Raw genomic sequence first — 23,057 nt, 5'->3', positions numbered from 1 at the left:
TGGCCGGATGGGGGAGGGCTGCTCGACCAGCCCGTGCTGCTGATCGAAGCGTGGGCGATACTCGCCGGCGCGATGGAGCGCGCGAAGAAGGGTGAGCCGGTTTAAGTCGGCGCTTCGCGTCCCAACCTCCCGCGAGTTCGGCGCCTTCCGCGCCAACGCCCGCGTGCGCGCCGAAGCGGCCGCGCTCGTCGCAACCCATAGCGCAGCGCGCCAGGCGCTGGGCGAGGTCAGGCAACGGTTCGCAGCTGCCGGACTTGGGCGGCTCGGCTTCGCGATCGGCTACGGCTCCAATCAGCAAAAAGGCGGCGTTCGCGCGCTACCGAACGGGTTTCGAGCGTCCGGCAACCTTCACCTGCGCAGCCGGTCCGAGCGCACGGTTGGCGCGATCCTTTCCTACACCGAAGGGGCGGAGATACGTCCGCGGCGGGGCCGCTGGCTGTGGATCGCAACCGACGAAATTCCGCGCAAGGCGGGGCGGTTACGCATGACGCCGGAGCGCTACCGGTCGGAAGGGTTCGAACAGAAGATCGGCCCGCTTACGCTCGTGAAAGGCGTCAATGGGCGGCCCCTTCTGGTCGTGAAGGGCGCGACCGTGAGCGCCGTCGGCATCCGCGGCAAGGCCAAGGCGCGCACCAAAACGGGCAAGGTGCGCGCGGGTCAACGCGAGAAGGATTTCATCGTGGCGTTCGTGGCGATCCCGCGCACGTCGCGCGCGGCGCGGGTCGATGTCCGCGTCATCGTGTCGAGCTGGCAGGCGAAGCTGCCGGCGATGGTCATCCAGCAACTCGAAAGGAGCGCATAGCATGGCGGTAGGCACGCCCTTCCCCGCGTTCCTGCGGGTTGAGTGGGACGGTTCGGGGTTCCGCGAGTTCGAAGTCGACGCATCGTCGTCGATGAGCCGCGTTCGTCAGCTTTTTGACAGCGGCTTCAAGGAAGCGGGCAACGTCGCAAAGACCGCGCTCGACCGGGCCTTGTCGGGCATCGGATCGCAGAAGATCGATTTTGGCAGCGATAAGATGCGCGAGGCGGCTGCGGCCGCGCGCTATCAGGCGGACGCGCTGGGCATCATGGCCGCCGCGGCGGGCGACGTGGCGCGGCGGACTGGCGACACCAGTGACGCGACCCGGACCGCCGCACAGTCCTATCGCGCCGCTGCTATTGAGGCGCAGCGGGTAGCGGAAAGCGCGGCAGAAAGCGCGCGCGCCTTCACGCTGGTCGAGAACGCTGCGCAGCAGGCGGTGCGCGGGAACGAGGCGCTGCGGACGTCGTACGCAGCTCTCTACGCAGAACAGGCCAAAGCGGCGCGCTCCGAGGTCGCGGCGCGAGAAGCACAGAGCGCGATCAATCGCTTCGTGGCGCCGGGGCTGGCCAACCCGGCAACGTCGCGAGGGGCTGGGTCGAGCGCCTTGGCCGCGCTGGCCGAACAGCAGGCGGCGGCGGAGCGCGCGGCGGAAGGCTTGAACCGTCTCCGCGCCGCCGAGAAGGGAGCCGCCGACGGCGCGCGGCTCTTGGAGGCAATCGCGAAGAATACCGGCGCGGGCCTGACCGCCATGGGTAACTCCGCACAGCAATCCGCCGCCGCATTTGTTGCGGCCGATCGCGCCAAAGAGCAGTTCATCCGGCGTGTGCAGGATCTGCGCGCCGAACTGGACCCGCTATACGCCAGCCAACTTCGCGTCGCTCGCACCCTAAGCGAGGCGAAGGCGCTCTACGACCAAGGCGCAATCAGCGCGCGCGAATATGCGCTCATGCAGCAGGCCGCAACGCGGCAGGTTGTGGCGGGGTCGGGCGCACAGCGTCAGGCCATGGTCCAAGTTGGTCAGCAATTGCAGGACGTGGCGGTCGGCTTTGCTTCGGGCCAGCGTGCGGGCACGATCTTTGCCCAACAGTTGCCGCAGCTCGGCTTCGCGCTGAGCAGCTTCGAGGGCGCGACGAACAAGTCCCTCGCTCGGCTTGGCGCGCTTGGCACATTCCTTTCGGGGCCGTGGGGCGTTGCAGTCGCCATCGGCGGCTTCGCGCTGGGCGGGCTGATCGACAAGCTCCTCAAGAGCGATGAAGCCGGGAAGAAGAGTGGCGACGCGCTCGATTATCACGCGAGCAAGGCGCGCGAGCTGACCGCGGCGCTCCGCCAGCTTAATCAGGTGCAGGAGCGCCAGACGCAATCGTCGCTGGCGGCGGCGGAGGCGACGCGTGTCGAGGCGCAGGAGCGCCTGTCCATGACGGAGCAGACGCTTCGTCAGACCGAGGCGCGCATCCAGGACATGCTGGTGCAGCGAGCAGCAGCGATGCAATCGTCGCGTGGCGCCGGCGGCGGCACCGATCCGCTGGCCATCGCGAACAATGAACTCGCGAACCTGCGCGCGATGCTGCCGGCCATCCGCCAAAGCATCGCCGAAGCGCAACGCGGTCTGCGACTGGCGCAAGTGCCGATCATCGAAGGCAACGTCGACCGGGCGAGCAACCCGCAGCGGGCGGCGGAAGATCGCTTTACGGCCGAAAGCGACCGTCTCAGGCGGGCATTCGCGTCTGGCGCCAAGTCCGCCGCGCAGTATGCGCAAGAGCTTGAGCGCGCCCGCCGTGCGCGGGACCGGGAATTGGAAGCGGTCCGGGAAAGGGAGCGCCAGTCGCGCGCATCAGGCGGCGAAACCGCCCGTTTTATCTCTCCGGTCGCTGGCGGGCGCCTGACTGGCCGGTTCAACGAACAGCGTGCAACGCATCGGCATGGGGGCGTCGACTATGCTGTGCCGGTGGGCACGTCCGTGCGCTCGGCGGCCGCAGGTACCGTCATCCACGTCGGCAACGATCCCGGCGGTTATGGGAATTATGTGATCGTCGATCACGGAGGTGGGACGACGACGCGCTATGCGCATCTGCTCCGCGCGACCAGGGAGCGGGGCGCCCGCGTCGAGGCTGGCGAGCAGATCGCTCTGAGCGGCAATACAGGTCGCTCCACCGGCCCCCACCTGCACTATGAAGTTCGCCGCAATGGACGCGCCGTTGACCCGCTCAAGGGAGCCTACCCCACGGACGCGCTTGCGGCCTCGCAGGCCGCCGACCGAGCCGCGGAGCGAGCGCAGCGGGAAGCGGAGGAGCGCCAGCGCGCCGCCGAAGCTCTCCAGCGCAGCATCGGGAACATCGCCGAGCGCGCGTCGGGCCTCCGCGGGCAATTCGACGCCATGCCGAAGGACATCGACCGCGCCACCGCAGCGACGATAGACCTCGACCGGATCATCGCCGACGCACAGGCGAAGCTGCGCGAGGGCGGGCTAGGCGCGGACCAGGTGCGCGCGCTAAACGATGCCATCGCCAGCGCGCGGCAGACGCGCGATCAACTGATCCCCGAGTTTCTGCGCAGGCCCATTGTTGACCGCACCGCCGACGGCGAGCGCGACCTTGAGCTCGTACGCCTGCGCGCGCAGGGGCAGGATGATGTCGCCGAAGCGCTGGCGCTTCAGTTCGACATCATGCGCCAGCTTGGCGTTGAAAACACCGATCAGCTCGAGGTTGAGCTTCGCCGCCGCAACATCCGCGCCGACGAATACAATGCGCTGTTTCAGCAGCTCGCGCTTCGCCAGCAGATCGCTCGCGAAGCCGAGCGTGCGGATCGCGCCGGCCGGTCGGTGCGCGCACAGCTGCAGGAACTCGACACGCTGCGCGGCACCGTGGAGCAGACCTTCGCGCAAATGCCCGAGGACGCGCGCGGCGCGCTCCTCAACGGGCTCGACAGCATCCGCAAGCAGTTCAACGACGTGTTCGCGCGGTCGATCACCGACAGCCTGTTCGGCGATGCGTTCCGCGACATTGAAGCGCAGATCAGCAACAATCCGCGCGCCCGCGCCGACCGGCTGGTCGAGGGCACGTCGACGGAAGCGGCGAATGCGCTGACGCGGCTGGCGGCGACGGCGGACCGGGCGGGAAGCGCGCTTTTTCAACCGCGCGGATTTGCCGGTGCCAACGACCCGACATTTGACGGCAAAGGCCAGATGACGATGGCCAGCGTCACCGAGCTTGTGTCGCTTGCCATGAGCGGTCGCGCCGCCGCCAACGACAACGCCGACATTGTCGTCACAGGCCGGCGCCCCGCGAACCAAGCTGAGGCGAATGATCCATTCGGCCCGGTCGCGCGGCTTGTGACGCGAAGCTTGCAGGGGCTGCTTGGCGAGAGCTCGCCGATCGCCAAGCTCGCCGGACGTCTAACGTCGAGCGGAATGCAAGGCGCGGCCATCGGCGGCAGCGCCGCGTCGCTGCTGCTCGGCAACCGCGGCGGTGCGTCGTCGATCGGAGGGCAGGTCGGCGGCGCGCTTGGAGGTATCGCTGGCAAAGCCCTAACGGCAGCTGCGAAAAATGCTTTCGGCGCCATTGGTGGCGCGGCGGGACCGATTGGTAGCGTAGTTGGCGGCATCCTTGGGAGTGTCCTCGGGGGCATGTTGCAGAAAAAGGAGCGCGCGGGCGGCACGCTGACCAGCGTGGACGGCGCATTCTCCGCCAAGGGCAACGACGCCGCATCGATCGCCGCGGTCAACGGCATCGGCACCAATGTCCAGGCGGGGCTTTCGCGCATCGCCGAACAGCTTGGCGGCAGCGTCGGTAGCTTCGGCGTGTCGATCGGCAAGTATAAGGATTACTATCGCGTCATTGGGACGCCCGGCGTCGATGCGAGCGCCAAGCGGGCGACCGCGGCGCGAGATACGCTCTACGACGGCACCGATGCGAACGAGGCGGCCCGCGTTGCCATCCTCAACGCCATCCAGGACGGAGCCCTGAAAGGGATCAGCCAGGGCGCTCAGCGTCTGCTCCAAGCGGGCAAGGACATCGATGCGCAGCTATCCAAGGCGCTGCGCTTCGACAGCGTCTTCCAGCGGCTCAAGGCTTACGAGGATCCGGTCGGCGCGGCGCTCGACACGCTCGACCGCGAGTTCGTCCAGCTGCAGGGCATCTTCAAGGAGGCGGGCGCGAGCGCGCAGGAATATGCGAGCCTCGAGAAGCTCTACGGCATCGAGCGCGCCAAAGCGGTGGAAGAGGCGGGGAAAAAGGTCACGGCGTCGCTCAAGGGCCTGTTCGATGATCTGACCGTCAACAATGACGCCCGGTCGCTGCGCGAGCGTCGCGCTCTCGCCTCTGCGGATTATGAGAAGCTCGCTGCCCGGGTGAAGGCTGGGGATCGTTCGGCCTACGACGACTTTGCCGGCGCCGCCCGCGCGCTGCTGGGGATCGAGCGCCAGTTTTCAGGATCGCAATCGCCCTATTTTCGCCTGCTCGACGAGGTCACGGCGCTCACGAAAACGCGTATCGACGCCGAAACCAACATCGCGTCGATCGCCGCCAACCGCGACAGCCCGTTTGGACCGAGTGGCGCGCCGAAGGCTGACCCGATCATGGATAACGCCCGCGTCGTGGGCGCAATCGACGCGCAGACTGCGGCGTTGATCGATGCGCTTAATCGCGGCTTCACTGGGCTTTCCAGCGATCTCTCGCGCGAGCTTCGCGGCCTTAATGACAACTCCAGCACCGGAAGGGGCTTCACCATGGCGCAGATGGTCTAGCGCATGTTCGTCGCCATCGAAGTCCGCCCCCTCGACCGTGCGTCGGCGAGTCGGACTGTCGTTCGCTTGTGCAACCGCGAGGATTCGGCGCTCACGTCTTGGAGCGGCTCGGTGTGGTATCCGGCGATCACCAGCGCGGGAAGCGTCGGAATTGCGTGGTGGGAGGGCGCGGACAGCTTCGGTGGCGAGAGCGATGCCGAGCAGTCGATGATGCAGCTCGCAGCCGAGCGCATCGCGGCGCACTATCCTGGCGCGCTGGCGATGCGGTGGCAGGATGCGCCGATCACCGTTCGGGCCGGTGCGTCCTTGGACATGCTTCGGATCGTCCTCGACGGGACCGTAGTCCGATTCGAGCGAGATGGCGGAACGGTCAAGCTGACCGCTCGCGCCGGCCGGGTCGCGGGCGACGCGACGGTGCTGCGGGTCGCCTACGCGGGGACAGGCGGGACGGAGGGCCCAGCCTCGCTAAAAGGGAAGCCGAAGCCGTGGCTGCTCGGGCGGTGCTGGAACGTTGAGCCGCTGCTGCTCGACGCGGATGACAATATCTACCAGTTCTCCGCGCGCCCGCTGGCGAGCGTGGACGCACTTTACGAGCGCGCCGCCCCGTTCGGCCCGGCAGTTGCCGACTATCCCGATTATGCGGCGCTAAAATCCGCGGCGCTGCGCGGCGGCGAGTGGGCTACGTCGCTGGCGGCGGGGATGATCCGGCTGGGGGCGCCGCAATACGGCATCATCACCGCCGACGTTGTGGGTGAGGTCGCGGCGCCGGGTCAGGCGCTGCGCACCGGCGCGCTGCTGCAGATGGTGGCGGACGTGCTCGACGTAGAAGGTTCGGTCGACGGCGCATCGATGGCCGCACTCGACGCCTTTGCCGCGATGCTGCCCGGTGGTGGCGAGGTCGGTATCTACGTCACCGAACAAATGACGTTCGGGGAGTTGGCGGGGTCAATGATCGCCCCGCTCAATGCGGTTTGTGGATTCGACGGACTGGGCAAGCTGCGCGCGCATCGCATCGCGGTCGGCAATCCGACATTGACACTCGATACGCTGGGGCGCCGGCTCCCGCTGGTTACGTCGGCCGTGGAAGGCGATACCCCGCCGCCGTATCGCCGCGTTGTGGCGGGGGGTGCGAAAAGCTGGCGGGTGCATAGCCTCGAGGAAATCGCCTTCTACGCACAGCCGGTCGAGGTCGGCGTGTGGCGGGGCGAAGAGACGTATCGCGACGGTAACATCGTCTCCTTGGGCGACGGATCGCGCTGGATTTACGAGCATCCGATCGCCACCAGCGGCAACCGCCCGGGCGACGACAGCGACTTTTGGCGCAATCTTGCGGGCGGCTCGGGCATCGATACCATTCGTGCGCCGGACCCTCCCTCCACCCAGGTGCCGATCGGCTCGCTCTATTTTGACGAGCGCAATGTCCAATATCGGTTCGAGGGCCAGGCGCTCGCCATAGACGGGGCGCCGATTGTCTGGCGCGGCGAGGATCTCGCCTCGTCGGGCTACATTGAGACCACCCCAGCCGACGTCAAAGAGGCGACATACCAACTCGACATCACGCCTCCACAGGCACAGGTCATCTACACCGATTATCGCGGCGAGCCGCTCCCGAAGCAGTTTCCCCGGACCCTCACGGTGAATGTGCGGCGCGGCGGCGTGGACATTCGGGCGTTGGCGGGTGTGAGCTTTCAGATCGTGACCGACAACGTGCAGGCGACGGTCGACAATACGCCCGGCTCCCCAAACCGCGGGCGGATCGAAGTCACCGGCGCCACCACAGGGTCAATACACATCACGGTCAGGGTCGATGGCATCGCGCACGGGCCCTACAAGGTTCTCTTCACCCGCGAACCGTCGCCGGCGCCCCAAACCGGCGGCGATGGCGCAAAGACCGCATCCACGTCGACCTTTCCGACAGTCGACTCGACCGCGATGGCGGTTGTGGCCGGTCCTTTCACCGTCACGCTTGCGGAGGGGCAGGCCATCGAAGCGACATTCCCGGCCAGCTATTCGGTGACCGCGTCGACCTCCGTCTCGGTGGGGCTGGTCGGGCGCTGGGAGACATCGCCGCACGGCGCCAACGTTTGGACGGCGCGGCCGGACGTCGTCGGCTCGGACAGTGAATGGTATCCGTCCGACTTCAGCGGCCGGCCGGGGAGCGCGCTGTTCAACCAGACGGTGGGCGGCCTGGCGGCGGGCAATTACGACGTGCGCTTCCAGGCCGCTCTCACCCACGCAGGGCCCGGAGCGGCCATCGAGATTTTCAGAAGCACCGCGACCGTGCGCGTCGCCTAATCCGAGGACAGCAATGGCCGACCTTTCGACCGCCCCGCTGGCGACCGCCACGGAGCTTGGACAAGTGCGTCTATTTGCCGAGAAGGTCGGCGCACCGACGTCGCTGGCCCGCGTTCCAGGCGAGACGCTCCTTGATCTGATCGCAAGCGCCTCATCGGGGATGCTGCGCTTCGCCACGATCGCCGACCGCGACGGTGCGTCGGCTCCTGCGGTCGGGGCGCTGGCGGTGGTGTATCGCAACAACGGCTCTGCGGCGGACGCCGCCAACGGGTTTTATCAGCGGACAGCGACCGGATGGGAGCGTGCGGATTGGTATGCCAGCGTCGCCGGTGCCGCCGCCACCGACGCAGCGCAGCGCGCTGAGGCAGCAGCCGACGAGATCAAGTCGACGTTCGTCGACGGCGAGCCGATCCCCGGCAGCGTCAACCTCTACGATTACACGACGCTCACCAATCAGGCGCTGACCGATGCGCAGGGAGGCACCAGCGCGGGCGGCATGTATCGCGCCACTGACTTCATCCCGGTCAAGGCCAATACGACCTACATCGTCGAGCGGGGCATCCGCGCCGAATACGACGCCAACAAGAACTTCCTGCGAGGCTACCCGCACACCGCCTACGGTCCGGGGCAGTGGCCCGTAGGCGCGAACACCGCTTTCGTTCGCTTCAACGTCGAAATGGGCGACAATCCGGGCGCGGGCATCAAGTTCGACAAGATCATGCTGGTCGAGGGGACACAGCTTCCCGCCTCGTTTGTGCCCTACAAGCCCGCGGGCCTCGCCAAGCGCATTCCCGACCTGCGCATCAACGCCGACCAGGTGACGGGGCTGGCGACCTCACCGACGCCGACCGCGACTGCAGCGCGTTCGTGGGCCGGCCTCAACGCAGCCGTGATGGGCGATAGCATCGTTCAGGGCAAGTCGGCTCCGGGCCTCGTCACCCATTTCGATCTCATCAAGCAACGCCACGGCTTTGCCAAGATGGAGAACCTTGGCATTGGCGGGGCGTCGCTGCGCTATCGCTCCCAGTTTGATGCCAGCTATCCCAGCTTCGCCACTCGATCCGCCACCCTCAAACAGGATCTTGCGGCGCGAGGCATCACGACGCTGCACGCCTTTTTCCTGCATATGGGGGTCAACGATCCGGGTGCCGACTGCCAACTGGGCACTGTCACAAGTGAAGACCCGGCGACGGTGCGAGGTGCGCTCAACGTCGGCTTTCGGAACATCACGACGGCTTTTCCGCTCGCCCGATTCCTGATCGTCACTCCGATCAACTTCAAGGAGCTGAACGACCAGAGCCGACCCTACAGCCCCAGCGGCGGGGGCACAGTGACGGTCCGTCACGTTGCCGACGCGCTGCTGGAAATGGCCGACATCTGGGGACTCGACAGCTTCGACCTCCACCGGCACACGCCGTTTGTTCCGTTCGGTACCGCGAGCCGGCAGGCGTTCTTCGTCGACGCCAACATGAACCTGCACCCCAACAACGCGGGCTATCGGCGCTTGGCTGACAGGCTCGACGCGCCGATCGCGGCGCTCGCGCCCACACCGGGTTCGACATGACCGACGCCCTGCTGATCGAGGCGGCGCTTCGCACCATGCGAGCGGTCGTGATGGTGACCGGCGGACTGGTGACGCTCGACGCGCTGGCGGTGTGGTTTTCGCCCGTCGAGCGCCCACCGCATCGTCCGCGCCTCAACGCGCTCGCGTGGGGCATCGCGGGGCTAGCGTCGTCGCTGATCGGCGCATGGCTGCTGTGGGGCGGCAACAATATCATCGGCGCAGACAGCCCGCCCTTGCAGCAGTGGCCCATCGCCGTGCTGTGGGGCGCGTTCGCGACGGCCTTCACAATCCGCGCGGCATCGCGCTCCCATCGCCCCAAGCGCATCGTCGCGTTGAGCCTTGGCATCGCGGTGTCGATGTTCGTGCTCGCGCTGCTCGACGCGGGGCTTGCATGATTACGCACGGCGTCGCCGCAAAGGCCGCGCCCATTGCCGCGCCCACCCTTGCCGCCCTGCTGGCCGAGATGATCGAGCCGCACAGTGTCCTGCGGCTGGGCGCGGTCATCGTCGGGCTGGCGTTCGGTGCGGCATGGCGCGCGGCGGCGTTGCGCGATGATGGCAAGGGATGGGCGGACGTGCGCCGCGACCTCGGCATCAGCGCGCTCATCGGCGGGGCCAATGCCGTCATAGCGCTGGCGCTCACTGACCGGTTCGGCGTCCTGTCGGCGATGGCGATTGCGGTGATTGTCGGTGCGACCGGGCTGCGCGCCGTCCCCGAAGCCCGCGACGCGCTCCTCAACATCGCCCGCCGCAAGCTGCTCGCCGACGTGGAGACGATCCAGCGCCGCGACCCGGTTGCCGACGACCTCGTGCGGAAACTCGACGAAAAGACAGGAGGCGACGATGGATAACGCCAAGTTCTGGGCGACGCTCCGGGTCAAGCTCGGCTCGGACACACAGCGCCGCCGGTTCACCGCCGAACAGGTCGATGGGGTCAAAGCGATCCTCGCCGCGTGCAAGGGCTGGCCGATGAGCTGGACCGCCTACGCGCTGGCGACGGCATGGCATGAGACGGCCTTCACCATGCAGCCGGTCAAAGAACGCGGCGGCGCGGCCTATCTGACGCGCATGTACGACGTGACCGGTGCTCGCCCTGCGGTGGCGCGGAAGCACGGCAATACGACGCCGGGGGACGGCGTGCGCTACTGCGGGCGGGGCTACGTGCAGCTCACCTGGAAGGCCAACTATGCCCGCGCGGGGAAGGCGCTGGGGGTGCCGCTCGAGGCTGAGCCGGACATGGCGCTGCTGCCCGACATCGCCGCGCAAATCATGCGGAAGGGGATGGAGCACGGCTGGTTCACCGGCATGACGCTCGCCAAGGCCCTGCCCCGCAAGCTCGGCACCTATGCGCAGTTCATGACCGCGCGGAAAATCATCAACGGCACCGACAAGGCGGCGACCATCGCGGTCTATGCCATCGCGTTTCAGGACGCGCTTTTCGACGGAGGGTGGACCGGTGAATAGCGGGCGCGAACAGCTCACCGCCTATCTCGCGACGCTTGGCGCGCTGGTGGCGGTGTTCGGCATGGCGATTGCCGCCGCGACGTTCGGCAATCTCGGCAACATCGAAACCTTTGGGCTGGGTACGATCACCGGCGGGCTGATCGGCATCCTGCGCATCCCTTCGCGCGGCCCGACCGGCACGCCCGCCGATCCTGTCGCGACGACGGAGGCGGATCAGTGACGACCATTGCCACCGATGGGCGCACCATGGCTGCTGACGGACGCGCAACCCGGCGCGGCACCATTGTCAGCGAGAGCATCGTCAAGCTGGCGCGTCTCGACGACGGGCGAGTGATTGGGGTCGCAGGAACGCTCGACGATTTTGCGGCTGCCATCGAATGGTTCAACAAGGGCGGCGACAAGCCCTCGATCGATGAGGGCACGTCCTTCCTTGTCGCCGGTTTCGGTTCTGCGACGATCTACGAAGCCAATCTGCTCGCTCAACCATGCGAGTTGCCGGTGGCGATCGGGACGGGGTTCGACCTCGCCATTGGCGCAATGGAGGCGGGCTGCGAACCGGTCGCCGCCGTCGCGATTGCAGCCCGGCGCGACACAGGAACGGGCGGTGTCGTGACCGTCATGGACCTCACACAAGAAGGCTCCAACGCATGATCACCATCCTCGCCAAGCTGACCAGCACGGTCGTCGGCAACCGCCTCTCGCGCCCCGCTGCTGCGATCCTGCTGGTCGTGGCGGTGCTGGCGCTGCTCGGCCTCGCCAACCGCCTCACCCGCGCCGATGCGGTGCGCGAATATCGACGCGATCTCGCTGCCACCCAAGCCCGCGCCGACGCCGCACAGCGCACCCGCGAGGCCGCTGCCACCGTCACCCGCGCGCGCGAGCTTGCCGCTGGTGATGCTGCCGACGCGGCCCGAACAAAGGAACTGACCGATGCGACCCGCCACCTTCCCGATGCACGCCCGTCTGATCGCGCTCGCGTTCGTCTGTGTCTTGAGCCCGGCCTGCGCGACACGCCAGTCTGTCGTGGCGCTCAACCCGCCCGCTGACCTGTTCGCCCGCGAACCGCGCCCGGAGCCGCCTGTGGAGGCGCTGGAGAGCGAAGCGGCTTACGAGGCGTGGGTCAGCGCGCTCGATGCGTGGGGGCGCTCTACGGCCCGCAGAATGGACGCGGCGTGCCGGTGGATGCGCGACGCGGGGGTGAAGGTGGAGTGCCGCGATGCCCGCTGACGCCGCCCGCATCGGGTTCGTCACAGCCGAGTTCCGGCTCGCCACGGCCGGGCCGAACCCCAACGTCGATGCCGCGCACGGGAAGCTCGCCCGCGACATGACAGCCGACGCGCCGGTGCCGACATTCTTCGCTGACGTTCGGGACGCGCAAGCCATCGCCGACGAGCGCCTCGCGCTTCTCTCCCGCGAAGCTCGCCGGTGGGGCATCATCGTGCAGGGCTACGCCGACGAAGCCCTTGATCCGGCTTTTGGGCCTATCACCGTTCGCATTGTCGACCCCGAGGGCGAGGCTGACCGGCCCGTGCTCATCGGTCAGTCCTCCGTGAACCTAGAAACCGGGGCGACCTCTTGGACCCTGTGGGGATAGACGATGCCGATCCGAACGCCGTTCCTGCTCGCGCCGCGGGCGATCACCGTCACCGCGACGGGTAACGAGCTTTCCGAAGCCCCGGCTGCCCATCTCGCGCATCCCGCCTCGCCGGGCCTCGTCTGGCGCAGCAGTGGGACGGCGAACCTTAATGCGAAAGGCACGGTCAGCATAAGCGAAGGACCGGTCGATTTCGTTTCGCTCGTCTCGACGAACGCCGATCCCGGCGCAACAATCCGCGTGCGGCTGGGGGTCGTGGCGGCCGACGTCGACGGTGGCAGCGCGGCCTACGACAGCGGCGTAGTGCCGATCCGGGAGGCGGGCGCAACCGACTGGCGCGACCTCTTCCACAGCCACCACGAACTTCCCGCCGCGGTGACCGCCGGTCACTGGCGCATCGACGTCGCCGGCATGACGCGGCCCCTGCGAGCGGGCGCGCTGATCATCGGACGCAAGGTGAGCTTCTCGCGTTTCTACGAAAAAACCTTTGAGTATGGCGTCGAGGATCTGGGGGGGGTCGACCTTAGCCGCTTCGGCGTGGCCGAGACGACGCCCGGCGCGGTCCTCCGCACCATCGGTTTCCGGCTCGCGAACATTACCGAAAACGAACTGTTCGACGGCGGGCTCCAGGAACTGCTCGAGCGACAGGGGCGTCGAGGCCTGATCCACTGCTGCTTCGACCCGGCGCCGGGTCCGCGCCGTAACCGCAAGACCTATCTCGGCCGCTTCAAGCAGATGCCCGCGCCGTCGGGCGCGCAAAAGCCGGGCCGCTTCGCCGCCGATTTCGAGATCGCGTCGATCATCTGACGAGCTCAGCGCGCGACCGCGGGGGCGGTCCTCGCGCGCGGGGCGTGTCCGGCCGGGGTGTTCGCCCTTTCCGCCCCGGCCGGGCATCTGCCCATTCCCCTGATATGCCCCTCCCCCGCTTGTTCGCCGATAGGGGGGTCAGTCGACGTAACGTTCGGTCGACCAGCCTAGCTTCTTGAGCTCGCGCAGCGCGGCATCGCTCCATTTCATTTCGTCGAGGACCGCGCGCCGCCGCCCCTCCTCGTCGGCCCCAGGCTCGACCACCGTGACCCGCTGCTCCCGATCGTCATTGTTCCACGAGACGACGATGTAGGCGCCCGCGTCGCTCTCCCACAGCTCATTGTGCCAGTGAGCGCCTTCGATCTGTGCGATCAGCCAGCCATTGAAGGTGACGGTCGGACCGAATGCTTGGATGAAGCGCTTCGGCTCACCCTCGCCCCGCGCTTCGGCCTTGGCGATCATCTTGCGCAGCTTCCGCTTGAGCTCGATCTGCGCGAGCTTCGTGCCACCGGGGTTGAGGCGCTGAGCGATAGCGATAAGGCCTAGCAGCTCGTCTTCGATCGCCGCCACCGGACGCATATTCTCGATTCCGGCCATCTCTTCCTCCCTCAATGCACCGGCACGCAGATGCCACGCCCGGGGACGTAGTGCGGGTGCTTCACCTTTTGCCAGTCGCGGCTCCGGCTCCGCCGATAGCCCCCTTCGGCGTCCTTGAGCATCAAGCCCTCGCCGCCGCGGCGCCAAACCTCCCCTGCCATCGCTTCGACGTCGTCGCGCGTCGCGCACCAGCGGTCAGCAACGAGCCGCACCGGGGCGCCGTCTCCGCTCATTCCGCCGATAGCCCCCCGCAGCTGCTCTTTCCGCCGATAGAGGGGGGTGTCGGTCCCGCCGCGGCGCCATTCGTCGAGCGGGAGGGCGTCAAACGCATGAAGCGTTCCTGCGTCGCCGCTTCGCCAGCCGCGCTCGCAATGCGTCTTCGTCGCCGCGAGCGTGCCGCCGACGAGCAATTCCCCGTCGATCACCAGCGCAACGTTGCTCGCCTCGCGCACCGCGTCCAGCGCCGCGATGATATGCCCGACGCCTTTGAGCGGCACGCCGTTCCGGCTCCACAACTGCCAGCGATCGAGATGGTCGGGCGCGTAGACCGCGCGCCATCCATCGATCTTCTCCTCCGCCATGACGCCGGGCTCGAGCACGTCGCCGCGCCAGTCGCTCGCTAGCTGACACATCGCCGTGGTGGGCATGTTCATTCCCCTGATAGAGGGGGCGGCGTATCCCGCCCCCGCTTGTCCGCCGATGGAGGGGGTCACGCTGCCAACGCCGCGGGCGGGGGAACGTCGCCACGTTCGGCGCGTGCCTCGACCGCTCGCAACGCCGCCTCGGCGCGCACAGCGCGCGTCGCCATCGCCTCGAGCTCGCCCGCTAGGCGGTCGACCGCCGCGCGCTGCTGATCGATGGCGCGCGTCATTGTTTCCACCCGCCCCTTCGCCGCGTCGCGGTCTGCAATGACGCGCGCCAGATCATCGGCGGGTGGGGGCGCGTTGCGGTGAACAATGCGCGCCGCCTGCTCCGCGCCTTTCAGTGCACGCCGCGCAGCGTCTGCGTGCGCGCGATAGCGGAGAGCGAAGGCGAGTGACCGGCGGTGCCGCGCGTTCGCCCGGTCGCGTCGCGCCTCAGCCTGGTCGGCGCGGATGCAGGCGAGCCGTGCGTCCGTCTCGGCTTTGCGAACGCGGGCGCCGCTCGCGATCGTGTTGCGGCCGGCCGAGTCCCGGGCATCGACAAGCCAAGCATTGAGCTGCGTCGCCCTTGCGCGCTCCACGCCCCTCCCCTGCCGCTGGCGAAGATAGGCGCGCACCAGCCGCTCGCGCACGGCACGCGATGCGCGCGCCTGCGCTTGTGCCGCGATAGGGGCGGCAGGCTTGTCCGCCGATACGGGGGTGACGTGCGATTCCACCGCCTCGAGCGCTTCCAAGCCGGCGCTCAACTCCGCCATCGCCGCGCGCGCCATTGCGCCGGTGAAGCGCACGCGCGGTTTCTCGACCATAGGCGCCGGAGCATCGGCGGAGTCGACCGCCGCAGGGGCCGCGACCTTCGCCTTGCGCGGCGCCCGCGCTTTGCGGGGCGCCTTCTCCGCGGCGATCGGCAGCGCGCCCTTCTTGTCGGCCGTCACCGCGGCGAACGTCTCGCCATCATCGGTCGACCACAGCACCGTGCTACGCATCGCGTCGCGCGCGCCGGGCATCGCGATGGAGAGCGCGCCCTCGACGTAACTCTCGACGCCGTTGCGGCCCTTGACCGAACCGAACGTCGCGCCAGCGCAGACAGGCGCGCCGTCGACGTCGATCCACAGCAGCTTGGCCTCGCCAAGGTCGGGCACGGCCATGCCGCAGCGCCGCGCGAGATCGGCCATGTAAGCCGTGCACTCAGCGTTGGTCGCGGCGCGCGCCTTGTCGTGGATCGTCACGCTTCGCCCATAGCCTGAGCCATAGGGCGAATGATGGTCGGCGCTCGGATGCACGTCCCACAGGTCGGCGGCCTGCCCAGGTGCGGCGGGCTCAACGCGCCATGCGGGCGGCGCGTTGACAGGCGCCGGGGCGGGAAGCGCACCCTCGCAACGCGCCGGCATCTGATAGACGGTCAGCTCGGGCCGGGTGTCGATCGTCACTATACCGGGCCCAGCGCCGCCGCTTTCGCACGCGATGCGCACCGCGCCGCCTTTCCCCAGCCTCGCGACATCGGCGACATAACGCGCGTTGAACGTGGCGTTTGCCTCGCTCAGCAGCGTGTCGACGGTGCCGGCGATAGCGGCGGCGAACCCATCATCGCCCGGCTTGCCATAGCGCAGCGCATTGCCGTGTCCCTCGATCCGCATCGGCACGACCGCATTGCGGCCGCCCTTTGGCATCGCGGTCGCAGCGCGTGCAAGATCGTCGGCCGGAATGGTGAACGTGCAATCACGCGGCGTCACAGTCGCGACAATTTGACGCCGCCAGTCGGGATAGGTGCCATCGATCAGCTTGCTCTCGAGCTCAACCGCGGCGACGCGCACACGCACCTTACTCCGCGACACGCAGACGCTCGCGCTTTCCCCCTCCAGCTTCGCAAGCATGGCCAACACGGCCTTCACCGCCTTGCGCGGGATGATGGTCGACGAGACGTCATCCCCGAATGCGTTGCCGCGCTCGACCGTGGCGAGGCGATGGCCGTCGGTCGCGGCGAACGTCATTCGCCCGGCGCTGGCGCTAAGCTCGACCCCGTTCAGATAATAGCGCGTTCCTTCCGTCGACATGGCGAAGGCGACCGATTCCAGGTCCGTGCGCAGCTGTTCGGCCGGAATGTCGGCGCCCGCGTCGACGTCGCTTACGGCGAACGCGGCGGCAAGCGCAGGGTAATCGCCAGGATCGAACGCCTTGACCAAAAGGCGTGCATCGCCCGCGGCGACTGTCGCTTTAGCGATCGTGTCGCGGCCGCTGCCCAGCTCGCCCGACCAGGCGAGCGACACAGTGTCGCCAGCAGCTTTGGCGACGAACGCCTCAAGCGACGGCAGCGCGATGCATAGCGGCACTGCAGCCTGCCACTCGGCCGCCACCTTGACGGTCAGTTGCATGTCGAGATCGGTGGCGCGGATGCGCGCCATGCCTTCGCCAGCAGGTTCGATCAGCACGCTATCGAGGATCGGGATCGAATTGCGACGCTCATAGACGTTGCGCAGCATCAGCTTGAGCGCTGGCGCCAGGTCGGCGCGGGCGATGGTGACGGCAGCGGGATTCGTGACGTTCGACATTGTGTCGCTCCTATCGGCCAGTTGCAGCGTCGGGCGGCCAGCTCCGACTTGTCGCGACGTGGGCGCGCCGGGATGCAATGTCAACAGTCAACGCGCGCTTTAGATGCGTGGAATGCAAATAAAACGCGGGTCCTTACTTGGCGGCGACGGCGGGGTATGCGCTGAAGAACCGCTTTTTTATTTCTCGTGCCCAAGTTTGACCTATTGCGTGGTTTTATGTTCGCTTGGCGGCGCAACGCGGCGCCGCCAAGCAATGTGTCAGGCCTCGTAAACCGGCGTCTCCGATGTCGTTGCCATGACGGCCGAGATACCGTTGAGCGCGCCGGCTCGGGAAACGTAGCCCTCGCTCTGCGCCACGATTTCATGGTTGGCGGCTTTCAAGCGCCAACGGTGATACCCCTGCGCGTCGATGAAGATTTGAAAATACATGCTCACTGCTCCTAGGGACCGGCAAGCTGCCGGACGGGAACAGGCAGTATGAAAATCGAACGAGAGTCCAGTCCTTGTATCCGCGAGCTGGGCGCGGGCTCCCGACCAAGAGGAGGGGCGTGCGTGCGCTCACCGCGCGGAATGCTGGCGCTGCTCGCCGCGCTTCACGGGCCGGAGTGCGGGACGTGGTGCGTCCACTACTGGCAGGCGCTGCGGACGGAGAACTCCATCGGCCGCGGGCAGTCGCTCCACGCTTCCCTCAACGCGCTGTATCGGTGCGCGGGGGTGCGGCGGGTGATTTAGCCCACCACCACCGCTACGCACCCGGCGACCTGCCACAGCGTCAACGCCGCGAACAGCGCGACGATGGCCCATTCGGTGGCGGAGAGGCCGTGACGCTTCACCGCGCGACCGCCGGACACGCCGCAGCGATGCGCCCGCCGTTGTCCCACAGCGGCTTGTAGCGAACCTCCCCCGCCTCGAGCATGGCGCATGACAGGTTACGACTGCCGACAGAGGCCACGACCAGCGGGCGGCGCCAGCGATCGGTCCCGAACTGCCGGTAGGTGACAGCGTGCCCGTCGACCATGCGGCGCAACGCGGCGCGCGCGGACGCGAACAGATCGGCGTCGCAGACGTAGCCCGGTCGCCCCTCGCGACACGGCGCGCTGTTCGGATGATCGGCAGAATCGATGCCCAGCAGCCGCACCCGGTAGCGGCCTCGCGTTGGAGAGCGGCAGGCGATGGTATCACCGTCGACCACGACCGGCGCGGGGCATTCGATGGCGGGCGGGGTGTCGATCATGCTTCAGCGCCTCCGATCAGCAACTCGCGAACCTCAAGACCAGCGACGGTGATCGGCCACCAGCGGCGCGTCACAAGGACTTGCTCCTCGCGCTCGGGCAGCTTCAGCCCAAGGTCGATCAGCTGTTGCGCTTCCTCGGGCGGTATTTCGACCATCTGCCCAAGTATGATGCACCGTTGCGCGCTGGTGAGGTTAGCGGCGATTTCGGCCAAAATATTCGGAGTGGGTTTCTCATCCAGCATCAATGATCTCCCGCAGGCGGGCTTGGACGGCGAGGCCGAGGGGTGTGAGGCGGTAAAGCGAGATATAGCCCGCTTGCGTTTTCATTTCGGCCCAGCCGTTGGCCTCCACATTCCACGCGTCGCTCGCGGAGAATCGCCTGCATCGACCTGGCTGTTGCCACTCCGCCGACATCGCCAGCACCGCGCGCCTCTGGCCCGGCGTCAGCGTCTGCGCCACCGCTTCGGGGGTGTTTGCCGCCCCCATCACCCCCTCCACCGGCGCATGGCCGCGCGGTAGGCTTGGCGGTTCGGATAGTCGGGGCGGGTCATGGCTGGGCCTCCCCGATGCCGAGTTCGCGAGCCCTGGCCATGAACGCGGCATAGGCGTCGGTGGGCGAAAGGAACGCCAGATCGGGCACGTCGTCGGTTTCTGCCGTAGAGGTCCAGCCGTCCGCATTGAGCATCGCCTGCCGCTGCTCGACATAGAGCATTTCGCGGTCGGCACGCTTTACGCTTTCGGGCAGCGGGAGTGAAACGCCGAAGCGCGCGAACGCCGCCGCCTCCACCCGCTGCTCGATTGCTTGATAGTCGGGGAGCAGCCGTTTCAACGGCTTCGTCACGTCGCCGATAAACGCCTCCGCCGCGTCGTGTAGCAAAGCGGCGCGCGCGTCTTGTTCCGGCACGCGAAGGCTCACCAGCACGCTATGCTCCGCGACCGAGTAGAAGCGGTGGCATTGCCCGTTGAACCGACAGATATTCGACAAGCCGCGCGCGACCGCTTCGAGCGTGATGCTCTCCGGGGCCGGGTTCAGAAAATCGAAGTAGAGGCCGTCAGCGGTTAGGATTGTGGGGCTCATCCCCATCACCGCGTCTCCCCGTTGGCGAGGGCGGCGCGAGTCAGCGTGAGGGCGTGGTCATAATCCAGCATCATCTGCACCCCAGCGTTGGGGCGATTGTCGTCCCCGCTGTCGTATGCAATCCATGCCTCCAACGCTGCCCGCAACCGCGCCCTCTCCGCCTGCGCCTCCCGCAGCGCATCGTCGGGGCGCGGCATGGCGGAGAGGGCGGCGAAGCGCAGACGGTCGCTGCTGATCCGCGCTGCCGCCTCGCGAAGCAGGTCGTACGCGATGTCCCCGTCTTCGCCGGGAAGTGGGTTCGTTCCCAGCAAATCCGCGAACATCAGAATGCGGGTCGCAAGCTGTTCGCGGCGGCGCTGTTGCTCCACATCCTCCTCCGTCCACCACGACGTCACAGTCTCACTCATCGGTCGGTCCTTTCAGATGGTTTCGAGCAGCAGCGCGTCGCCGCCGAGCCCGTTGGCGCGCGCGAGTTCGGCAAGGCGCGGCTTGTCTTTCAACAGCTCACGGAAGGCGTCGGCGCGGCGCTCAAGGCGCGCCACTTCCTGCTTCTGCCACGCCGCCCGGTCGCGAAGGGTGACGAGCGTGTCGGTGTATTCGTCGGCCTTGAGGCGGTCGTCGATCTGCTGGTGGACCCAGGCCTTGAGGTTGTGCAGCACATCATCGGCGTCCCGGTCATCGGGGACGGCTGCCGACGCTTCGACCGCGACGTTGTTGTAACCGCTGCCCGTCCGCAGGGCGCGATAGGTGACGCTCGTGATCTTCATCGGTAGGTCCTTTCAGCAAATGCGGGTGCGCGGCACAGGCGGCGCGAATGTCGGCGAGCGCGTCGAGCTGGGCTCGCGCACGGCCCTGCGCGCTTTGATCGGGCGCGGTGAGGTCTGCGGTCGCGGCGCGGCGGCGGCACCATGCAGTAAGCTCGGCGCGGGTGGCGAAGGTGGGCGGGGTCATGCGGCGAGCCCCGGCTCAATCCGCGCGGCCATCACGTCGCCGTTGAGCGGCTCCAGCCCGGCCCATTGCCAGCGGAACACCTCGGCAACACCCACGTCGGAACCACCGTCGCGACAGGTCACGCGGACGATGCGCCCGGCGAACGCGGGTGGAATGGACCCGCCGTCGTGCGGGGTGGTGGTGCAGCGGGGGCAGGTCATGCTGCGGCGCTCACAGCAAACTCGCCTGCGCTGGCGCATCGATGGCCAGCAGCGCATCGAGCTCCGCGCGCATCGTCGCCGTCCAGCAGCGCATGCAGCCGCACCCACGCAACGGCTTCGGCGAGGGGCACGACGCCATTGCCGCAGTGTCGAAGCCGCTCAACCCGGTGGGCCAGCCCATCAGCCATTCCACGAACGCCGGGTTCAAGCGCCGGGGCAAGGGCGGGGTATTCGGCGAGGATGGCGGGCCATCGTCCATCGGCGGGACCGGGGGCGAATGGGGGAAGCCATGCGCTACCGCGTTCGGAAGCTGGTCCATGTGCATCGCGCCCGTCCCGTTCGTGGTGACGTGCGCTTCGCTGTTCGCGCCCTTCCAGTCGCGCGCCGCTGGCGTCGGCCAGTGGGCCGCTTGCGAGGGCAGCGGAGTCCCGCCCGCGCCAAAGACCATATTCGGCCCGCCCTTCTCCCCATCCGATGCACGCGGGGTCGACCAGCTTTGCGACGCCTCCTGCCAGTTGAGCGTCGGGTACGCCACGCTTGGCGAGGATGAACAGGCGCTCGCGCTGGTGCGAGGCGCCGACCTCGGCCGCGCTGAATATTCCGACCGCAACGCGGCAGCCCAATCGCTCCAATGCCGGGATGGCAACCGCGAGCTGTCCGCTGGCGTTCCCCGTGACGTTCTCGCGGAACAGGGTGTGAGCCCCGCTTTCGTCGAAGATTTCAATGACGCGATCGAGCAGCCATCGGTCGTCGTCGGCTCCCCCACGCTGGCCGGCGACGCTATTGGGCTGGCAGGGATCGCCCGACAGAACGCAATCCACCGCTCCACGCCAGGCGCGAGCGTCGAAGGTTCGCACGTCGCTCCAGATAGGAGCCGGAGCCCGCCGCCCCGCTTCCATCGACGCGACCAAAGCTGCTGCGGCACTAGCTTCCCGCTCGACGTGACAGACGCTGCGAAAGTCGGGCTCGGCGATGTGGACGCCGAGGTCGAGGCCTCCGACGCCGGCGCATAGGGAGAGGGCACGAATAGCCATGTCATGCGTCTGCCGCCAACACGCCCGCGCACACGTCGAGATAGCGCATCACGTGGCGCTCCCGGCGGGCGAAAGGTTGGAAACCGGGTGGAGCGGACGCCGCAGGAATCCGTTGGTCGCGGCGGGGGGTTGGAAACCGCTAAGCCATTGACTGAGGGCACTTGCCGCGCCCCGTCCCTGGGCACCACCTCTCTCGGTTAGCATTTCCGCGGTGCCGAAGCTCCGTTCGACGCCGGCCATGCCATTCGCGCGGTCATCACGCAGGGCCGGTTCAAGCGGTGCCGGTAACGCCGATCTGACCAGATGTTTCCGCTGTCTTAACGTAGGTTCTGAACGCGCTTTCGTGACTTGCGTCGCGACGCTCTCCGCCAAGGAGATCGTCATGCGCCTACGCTTTATTGTGAAAGTCGGACTGTTCGCGCCGGTTGCGCTCGCAGCATTTGCGGCGACGCCAGCGACCGCGTCGGACAGTGTCGCGATCAACCTCCGCGCACAGGTCGCGCCTTTCTGCCGCATCAGCGCGCCCGAGGATATTGCGCTGCCCAGTGGCGGCGGAAGCCTCGACCTCGGCATGATCCGAGAGACCTGCAATGCTGCGAATGGCTACGTCGTGCGGGCGCGGGTTCACAATGTGACGGCCGGCACGCTGTTCGCCGGCACCCAGCAGGGGGAGGCCAGCGACGGCGAATATCGCTTTGTACAGCATCAGGCGTCGCGGCTGGAGCGCAGCTGGCGCCTCGCCGATTACGCCGTTGCCGATCCGATTGCGCCGGTCCGCCTGGTGGTGACCATCTCGCCGGTCTGAGCGCGCTCAGCCGGCCACGCGCGGGCTGATCGTCACCGTGACCGCGTCGCGATAGTGGCCAGCGGCTGCGCCGGCGACGCTTGGCACCTGCGCTTCCAGCGCGTGCCGACGACGGGCACGGCTCGGCGGAACGGCGAAGCGCGCCAGGCCGGTCTCAGCCAGAGCGCTCCCGTCAAGGCGCAAGCGATCGGGGACGCCGGGCGAGGCCGCGGCGCGGTCGAGCTTCATCCGAAAGCCGTTGTCCGAGACTAGCGACAGTTCGTAATCGACGTTGGCATAGGCGTCGAAGGTGACCGGTTGAATGACCGCACCGTCCGACATGACCCCGAAATCGAGCGCGCTGGCGACACGGCTCGCGCACAATTGTGGATCGCCGAGGTGCCGGTCCAGATAGTCGCGCAACATGCGCGTACGGTCGAGCGTGCCGCCGCAATCCGCAAGCGCGGTCGGCCTGAAGCTGCCTGCCAGCATGTCGACCAGTGCGACCGGCAGCGCCACGGCCTCCGCCGCATCCAGGCCCTCCCCTGGTTCGACGGCCCCGCCAACCTTGCACGCGCGTTTTCGTGGCGTCGCAACAGCTTGCCGTCCCGGCCCTCTCGAAACTCAATTAGGACCGCGTTTTGCCGACTTGATGCAAGTCTACGCAAGTTTCGGTCCACGTGGACATTGTGCGCGGAACGTGACAGGCTCGCCCAAAGACGATTT

Annotated in this window: 29 protein-coding genes; 15 read left to right on the top strand and 14 right to left on the bottom strand. The window is 67.6% G+C overall.

The genetic code is table 11. The annotated features are described in order from the left end of the window. Positions 1-91 precede the first annotated feature (91 nt). Genes ACRYJK_RS02230 through ACRYJK_RS02170 form a run of 13 tightly spaced genes read left to right on the top strand, consistent with a single transcriptional unit; the run spans position 92 to position 13,266 of the window. Positions 92-802: a hypothetical protein gene (locus tag ACRYJK_RS02230; RefSeq protein WP_482665958.1), complete on the top strand. Its 711-nt coding sequence runs from the start codon at positions 92-94 to the stop codon at positions 800-802. Between the two features lies 1 nt (position 803). Further along, positions 804-5,543, top strand: a complete 4,740-nt coding sequence (locus tag ACRYJK_RS02225; RefSeq protein WP_482665957.1) for a peptidoglycan DD-metalloendopeptidase family protein — start codon at positions 804-806, stop codon at positions 5,541-5,543. A gap of 3 nt (positions 5,544-5,546) precedes the next feature. After that, positions 5,547-7,838 (top strand): hypothetical protein, encoded by a 2,292-nt coding sequence (locus tag ACRYJK_RS02220; RefSeq protein ID WP_482665956.1) that lies wholly within the window; start codon positions 5,547-5,549, stop codon positions 7,836-7,838. Between the two features lie 13 nt (positions 7,839-7,851). After that, positions 7,852-9,402: an SGNH/GDSL hydrolase family protein gene (locus ACRYJK_RS02215; RefSeq protein ID WP_482665955.1), complete on the top strand. Its 1,551-nt coding sequence runs from the start codon at positions 7,852-7,854 to the stop codon at positions 9,400-9,402. After that, positions 9,399-9,797: a hypothetical protein gene (locus ACRYJK_RS02210; protein WP_482665954.1), complete on the top strand. Its 399-nt coding sequence runs from the start codon at positions 9,399-9,401 to the stop codon at positions 9,795-9,797. Before ACRYJK_RS02215 ends, ACRYJK_RS02210 begins: the two co-directional genes overlap by 4 nt. Beyond that, positions 9,794-10,252 carry a hypothetical protein gene (locus ACRYJK_RS02205; RefSeq protein ID WP_482665953.1) on the top strand — a complete coding sequence of 153 codons (459 nt, stop codon included), beginning with the start codon at positions 9,794-9,796 and terminating at the stop codon, positions 10,250-10,252. The genes ACRYJK_RS02210 and ACRYJK_RS02205 overlap by 4 nt, the downstream gene beginning before the upstream one ends. Continuing rightward, on the top strand, positions 10,245-10,865 hold the full coding sequence (locus ACRYJK_RS02200) for a glycoside hydrolase family 19 protein (protein ID WP_482665952.1): 621 nt from the start codon (positions 10,245-10,247) through the stop codon (positions 10,863-10,865). The genes ACRYJK_RS02205 and ACRYJK_RS02200 overlap by 8 nt, the downstream gene beginning before the upstream one ends. Continuing rightward, positions 10,858-11,085, top strand: coding sequence for a hypothetical protein (locus ACRYJK_RS02195; RefSeq protein WP_482665951.1), 228 nt, complete (start codon positions 10,858-10,860; stop codon positions 11,083-11,085). Before ACRYJK_RS02200 ends, ACRYJK_RS02195 begins: the two co-directional genes overlap by 8 nt. Further along, positions 11,082-11,516 (top strand): Ntn hydrolase family protein, encoded by a 435-nt coding sequence (locus ACRYJK_RS02190; RefSeq protein WP_482665950.1) that lies wholly within the window; start codon positions 11,082-11,084, stop codon positions 11,514-11,516. Before ACRYJK_RS02195 ends, ACRYJK_RS02190 begins: the two co-directional genes overlap by 4 nt. Beyond that, positions 11,513-11,911: a hypothetical protein gene (locus tag ACRYJK_RS02185; protein ID WP_482665949.1), complete on the top strand. Its 399-nt coding sequence runs from the start codon at positions 11,513-11,515 to the stop codon at positions 11,909-11,911. The genes ACRYJK_RS02190 and ACRYJK_RS02185 overlap by 4 nt, the downstream gene beginning before the upstream one ends. Further along, positions 11,889-12,092, top strand: coding sequence for a hypothetical protein (locus tag ACRYJK_RS02180; protein ID WP_482665948.1), 204 nt, complete (start codon positions 11,889-11,891; stop codon positions 12,090-12,092). The genes ACRYJK_RS02185 and ACRYJK_RS02180 overlap by 23 nt, the downstream gene beginning before the upstream one ends. Beyond that, the gene (locus ACRYJK_RS02175) at positions 12,082-12,459 is read left to right on the top strand and encodes a hypothetical protein (RefSeq protein WP_482665947.1); all 378 of its coding nucleotides are present in this window, start codon (positions 12,082-12,084) and stop codon (positions 12,457-12,459) included. Before ACRYJK_RS02180 ends, ACRYJK_RS02175 begins: the two co-directional genes overlap by 11 nt. A gap of 3 nt (positions 12,460-12,462) precedes the next feature. Continuing rightward, positions 12,463-13,266, top strand: coding sequence for a hypothetical protein (locus ACRYJK_RS02170; RefSeq protein WP_482665946.1), 804 nt, complete (start codon positions 12,463-12,465; stop codon positions 13,264-13,266). Between the two features lie 138 nt (positions 13,267-13,404). Here the strand turns inward: ACRYJK_RS02170 and ACRYJK_RS02165 are convergent, their stop codons facing one another. The 4 genes from ACRYJK_RS02165 to ACRYJK_RS02150 form a co-directional block, all read right to left on the bottom strand. Continuing rightward, on the bottom strand, positions 13,405-13,863 hold the full coding sequence (locus ACRYJK_RS02165) for a hypothetical protein (protein ID WP_482665945.1): 459 nt from the start codon (positions 13,861-13,863) through the stop codon (positions 13,405-13,407). Positions 13,864-13,874: 11 nt separating this feature from the next. Next, the gene (locus tag ACRYJK_RS02160; protein ID WP_482665944.1) at positions 13,875-14,510 is read right to left on the bottom strand and encodes an ATP-dependent DNA ligase; all 636 of its coding nucleotides are present in this window, start codon (positions 14,508-14,510) and stop codon (positions 13,875-13,877) included. 62 nt (positions 14,511-14,572) lie between these two features. Further along, positions 14,573-17,050, bottom strand: coding sequence for a DNA polymerase III subunit beta family protein (locus ACRYJK_RS02155; RefSeq protein ID WP_482665943.1), 2,478 nt, complete (start codon positions 17,048-17,050; stop codon positions 14,573-14,575). Positions 17,051-17,308: 258 nt separating this feature from the next. Beyond that, a complete protein-coding gene (locus ACRYJK_RS02150; RefSeq protein ID WP_482665942.1) occupies positions 17,309-17,479 on the bottom strand; it encodes a YegP family protein in 171 nt (56 codons plus the stop codon). Positions 17,480-17,602: 123 nt separating this feature from the next. On the opposite strand from ACRYJK_RS02150, the gene ACRYJK_RS02145 reads away from it, so the two are divergent. Further along, the gene (locus tag ACRYJK_RS02145; protein WP_482665941.1) at positions 17,603-17,782 is read left to right on the top strand and encodes a hypothetical protein; all 180 of its coding nucleotides are present in this window, start codon (positions 17,603-17,605) and stop codon (positions 17,780-17,782) included. On the opposite strand, the gene ACRYJK_RS02140 is transcribed toward ACRYJK_RS02145, so the two are convergent. The 9 genes from ACRYJK_RS02140 to ACRYJK_RS02100 all read right to left on the bottom strand — a co-directional run bounded on the left by ACRYJK_RS02140 (position 17,779) and on the right by ACRYJK_RS02100 (position 21,547). Then, positions 17,779-17,901, bottom strand: coding sequence for a hypothetical protein (locus ACRYJK_RS02140; RefSeq protein WP_482665940.1), 123 nt, complete (start codon positions 17,899-17,901; stop codon positions 17,779-17,781). The genes ACRYJK_RS02145 and ACRYJK_RS02140 overlap by 4 nt on opposite strands. Next, positions 17,880-18,284 (bottom strand): thermonuclease family protein, encoded by a 405-nt coding sequence (locus tag ACRYJK_RS02135; protein WP_482665939.1) that lies wholly within the window; start codon positions 18,282-18,284, stop codon positions 17,880-17,882. The genes ACRYJK_RS02140 and ACRYJK_RS02135 overlap by 22 nt, the downstream gene beginning before the upstream one ends. After that, positions 18,281-18,526, bottom strand: coding sequence for a hypothetical protein (locus ACRYJK_RS02130; protein WP_482665938.1), 246 nt, complete (start codon positions 18,524-18,526; stop codon positions 18,281-18,283). The genes ACRYJK_RS02135 and ACRYJK_RS02130 overlap by 4 nt, the downstream gene beginning before the upstream one ends. Then, the gene (locus ACRYJK_RS02125) at positions 18,516-18,770 is read right to left on the bottom strand and encodes a hypothetical protein (protein ID WP_482665937.1); all 255 of its coding nucleotides are present in this window, start codon (positions 18,768-18,770) and stop codon (positions 18,516-18,518) included. The genes ACRYJK_RS02130 and ACRYJK_RS02125 overlap by 11 nt, the downstream gene beginning before the upstream one ends. Positions 18,771-18,831: 61 nt before the next feature. Continuing rightward, positions 18,832-19,362, bottom strand: a complete 531-nt coding sequence (locus ACRYJK_RS02120) for a hypothetical protein (RefSeq protein WP_482665936.1) — start codon at positions 19,360-19,362, stop codon at positions 18,832-18,834. A 5-nt stretch (positions 19,363-19,367) separates the two neighbouring features. Further along, on the bottom strand, positions 19,368-19,769 hold the full coding sequence (locus tag ACRYJK_RS02115; RefSeq protein ID WP_482665935.1) for a hypothetical protein: 402 nt from the start codon (positions 19,767-19,769) through the stop codon (positions 19,368-19,370). A 12-nt stretch (positions 19,770-19,781) separates the two neighbouring features. Next, the gene (locus ACRYJK_RS02110; protein ID WP_482665934.1) at positions 19,782-20,129 is read right to left on the bottom strand and encodes a hypothetical protein; all 348 of its coding nucleotides are present in this window, start codon (positions 20,127-20,129) and stop codon (positions 19,782-19,784) included. A gap of 180 nt (positions 20,130-20,309) precedes the next feature. After that, positions 20,310-20,513, bottom strand: a complete 204-nt coding sequence (locus tag ACRYJK_RS02105) for a hypothetical protein (protein WP_482665933.1) — start codon at positions 20,511-20,513, stop codon at positions 20,310-20,312. Further along, a complete protein-coding gene (locus tag ACRYJK_RS02100) occupies positions 20,510-21,547 on the bottom strand; it encodes a DNA cytosine methyltransferase (RefSeq protein WP_482665932.1) in 1,038 nt (345 codons plus the stop codon). Before ACRYJK_RS02100 ends, ACRYJK_RS02105 begins: the two co-directional genes overlap by 4 nt. A gap of 343 nt (positions 21,548-21,890) precedes the next feature. Here ACRYJK_RS02100 and ACRYJK_RS02095 point away from each other — a divergent pair, with 343 nt between their 5' ends. After that, on the top strand, positions 21,891-22,352 hold the full coding sequence (locus tag ACRYJK_RS02095) for a hypothetical protein (protein ID WP_482665931.1): 462 nt from the start codon (positions 21,891-21,893) through the stop codon (positions 22,350-22,352). Positions 22,353-22,358: 6 nt separating this feature from the next. Here ACRYJK_RS02095 and ACRYJK_RS02090 read toward each other — a convergent pair whose 3' ends face one another. Then, positions 22,359-22,850, bottom strand: coding sequence for a hypothetical protein (locus tag ACRYJK_RS02090; protein WP_482665930.1), 492 nt, complete (start codon positions 22,848-22,850; stop codon positions 22,359-22,361). Positions 22,851-23,057: the final 207 nt, after the last annotated feature.

It is taken from the genome of Sphingomonas sp. BLHR8, assembly GCF_056821725.1.
The sequence above is the reverse complement of the archived record's forward strand: the minus strand, read 5'-3'. Positions and strand labels throughout refer to the sequence as shown.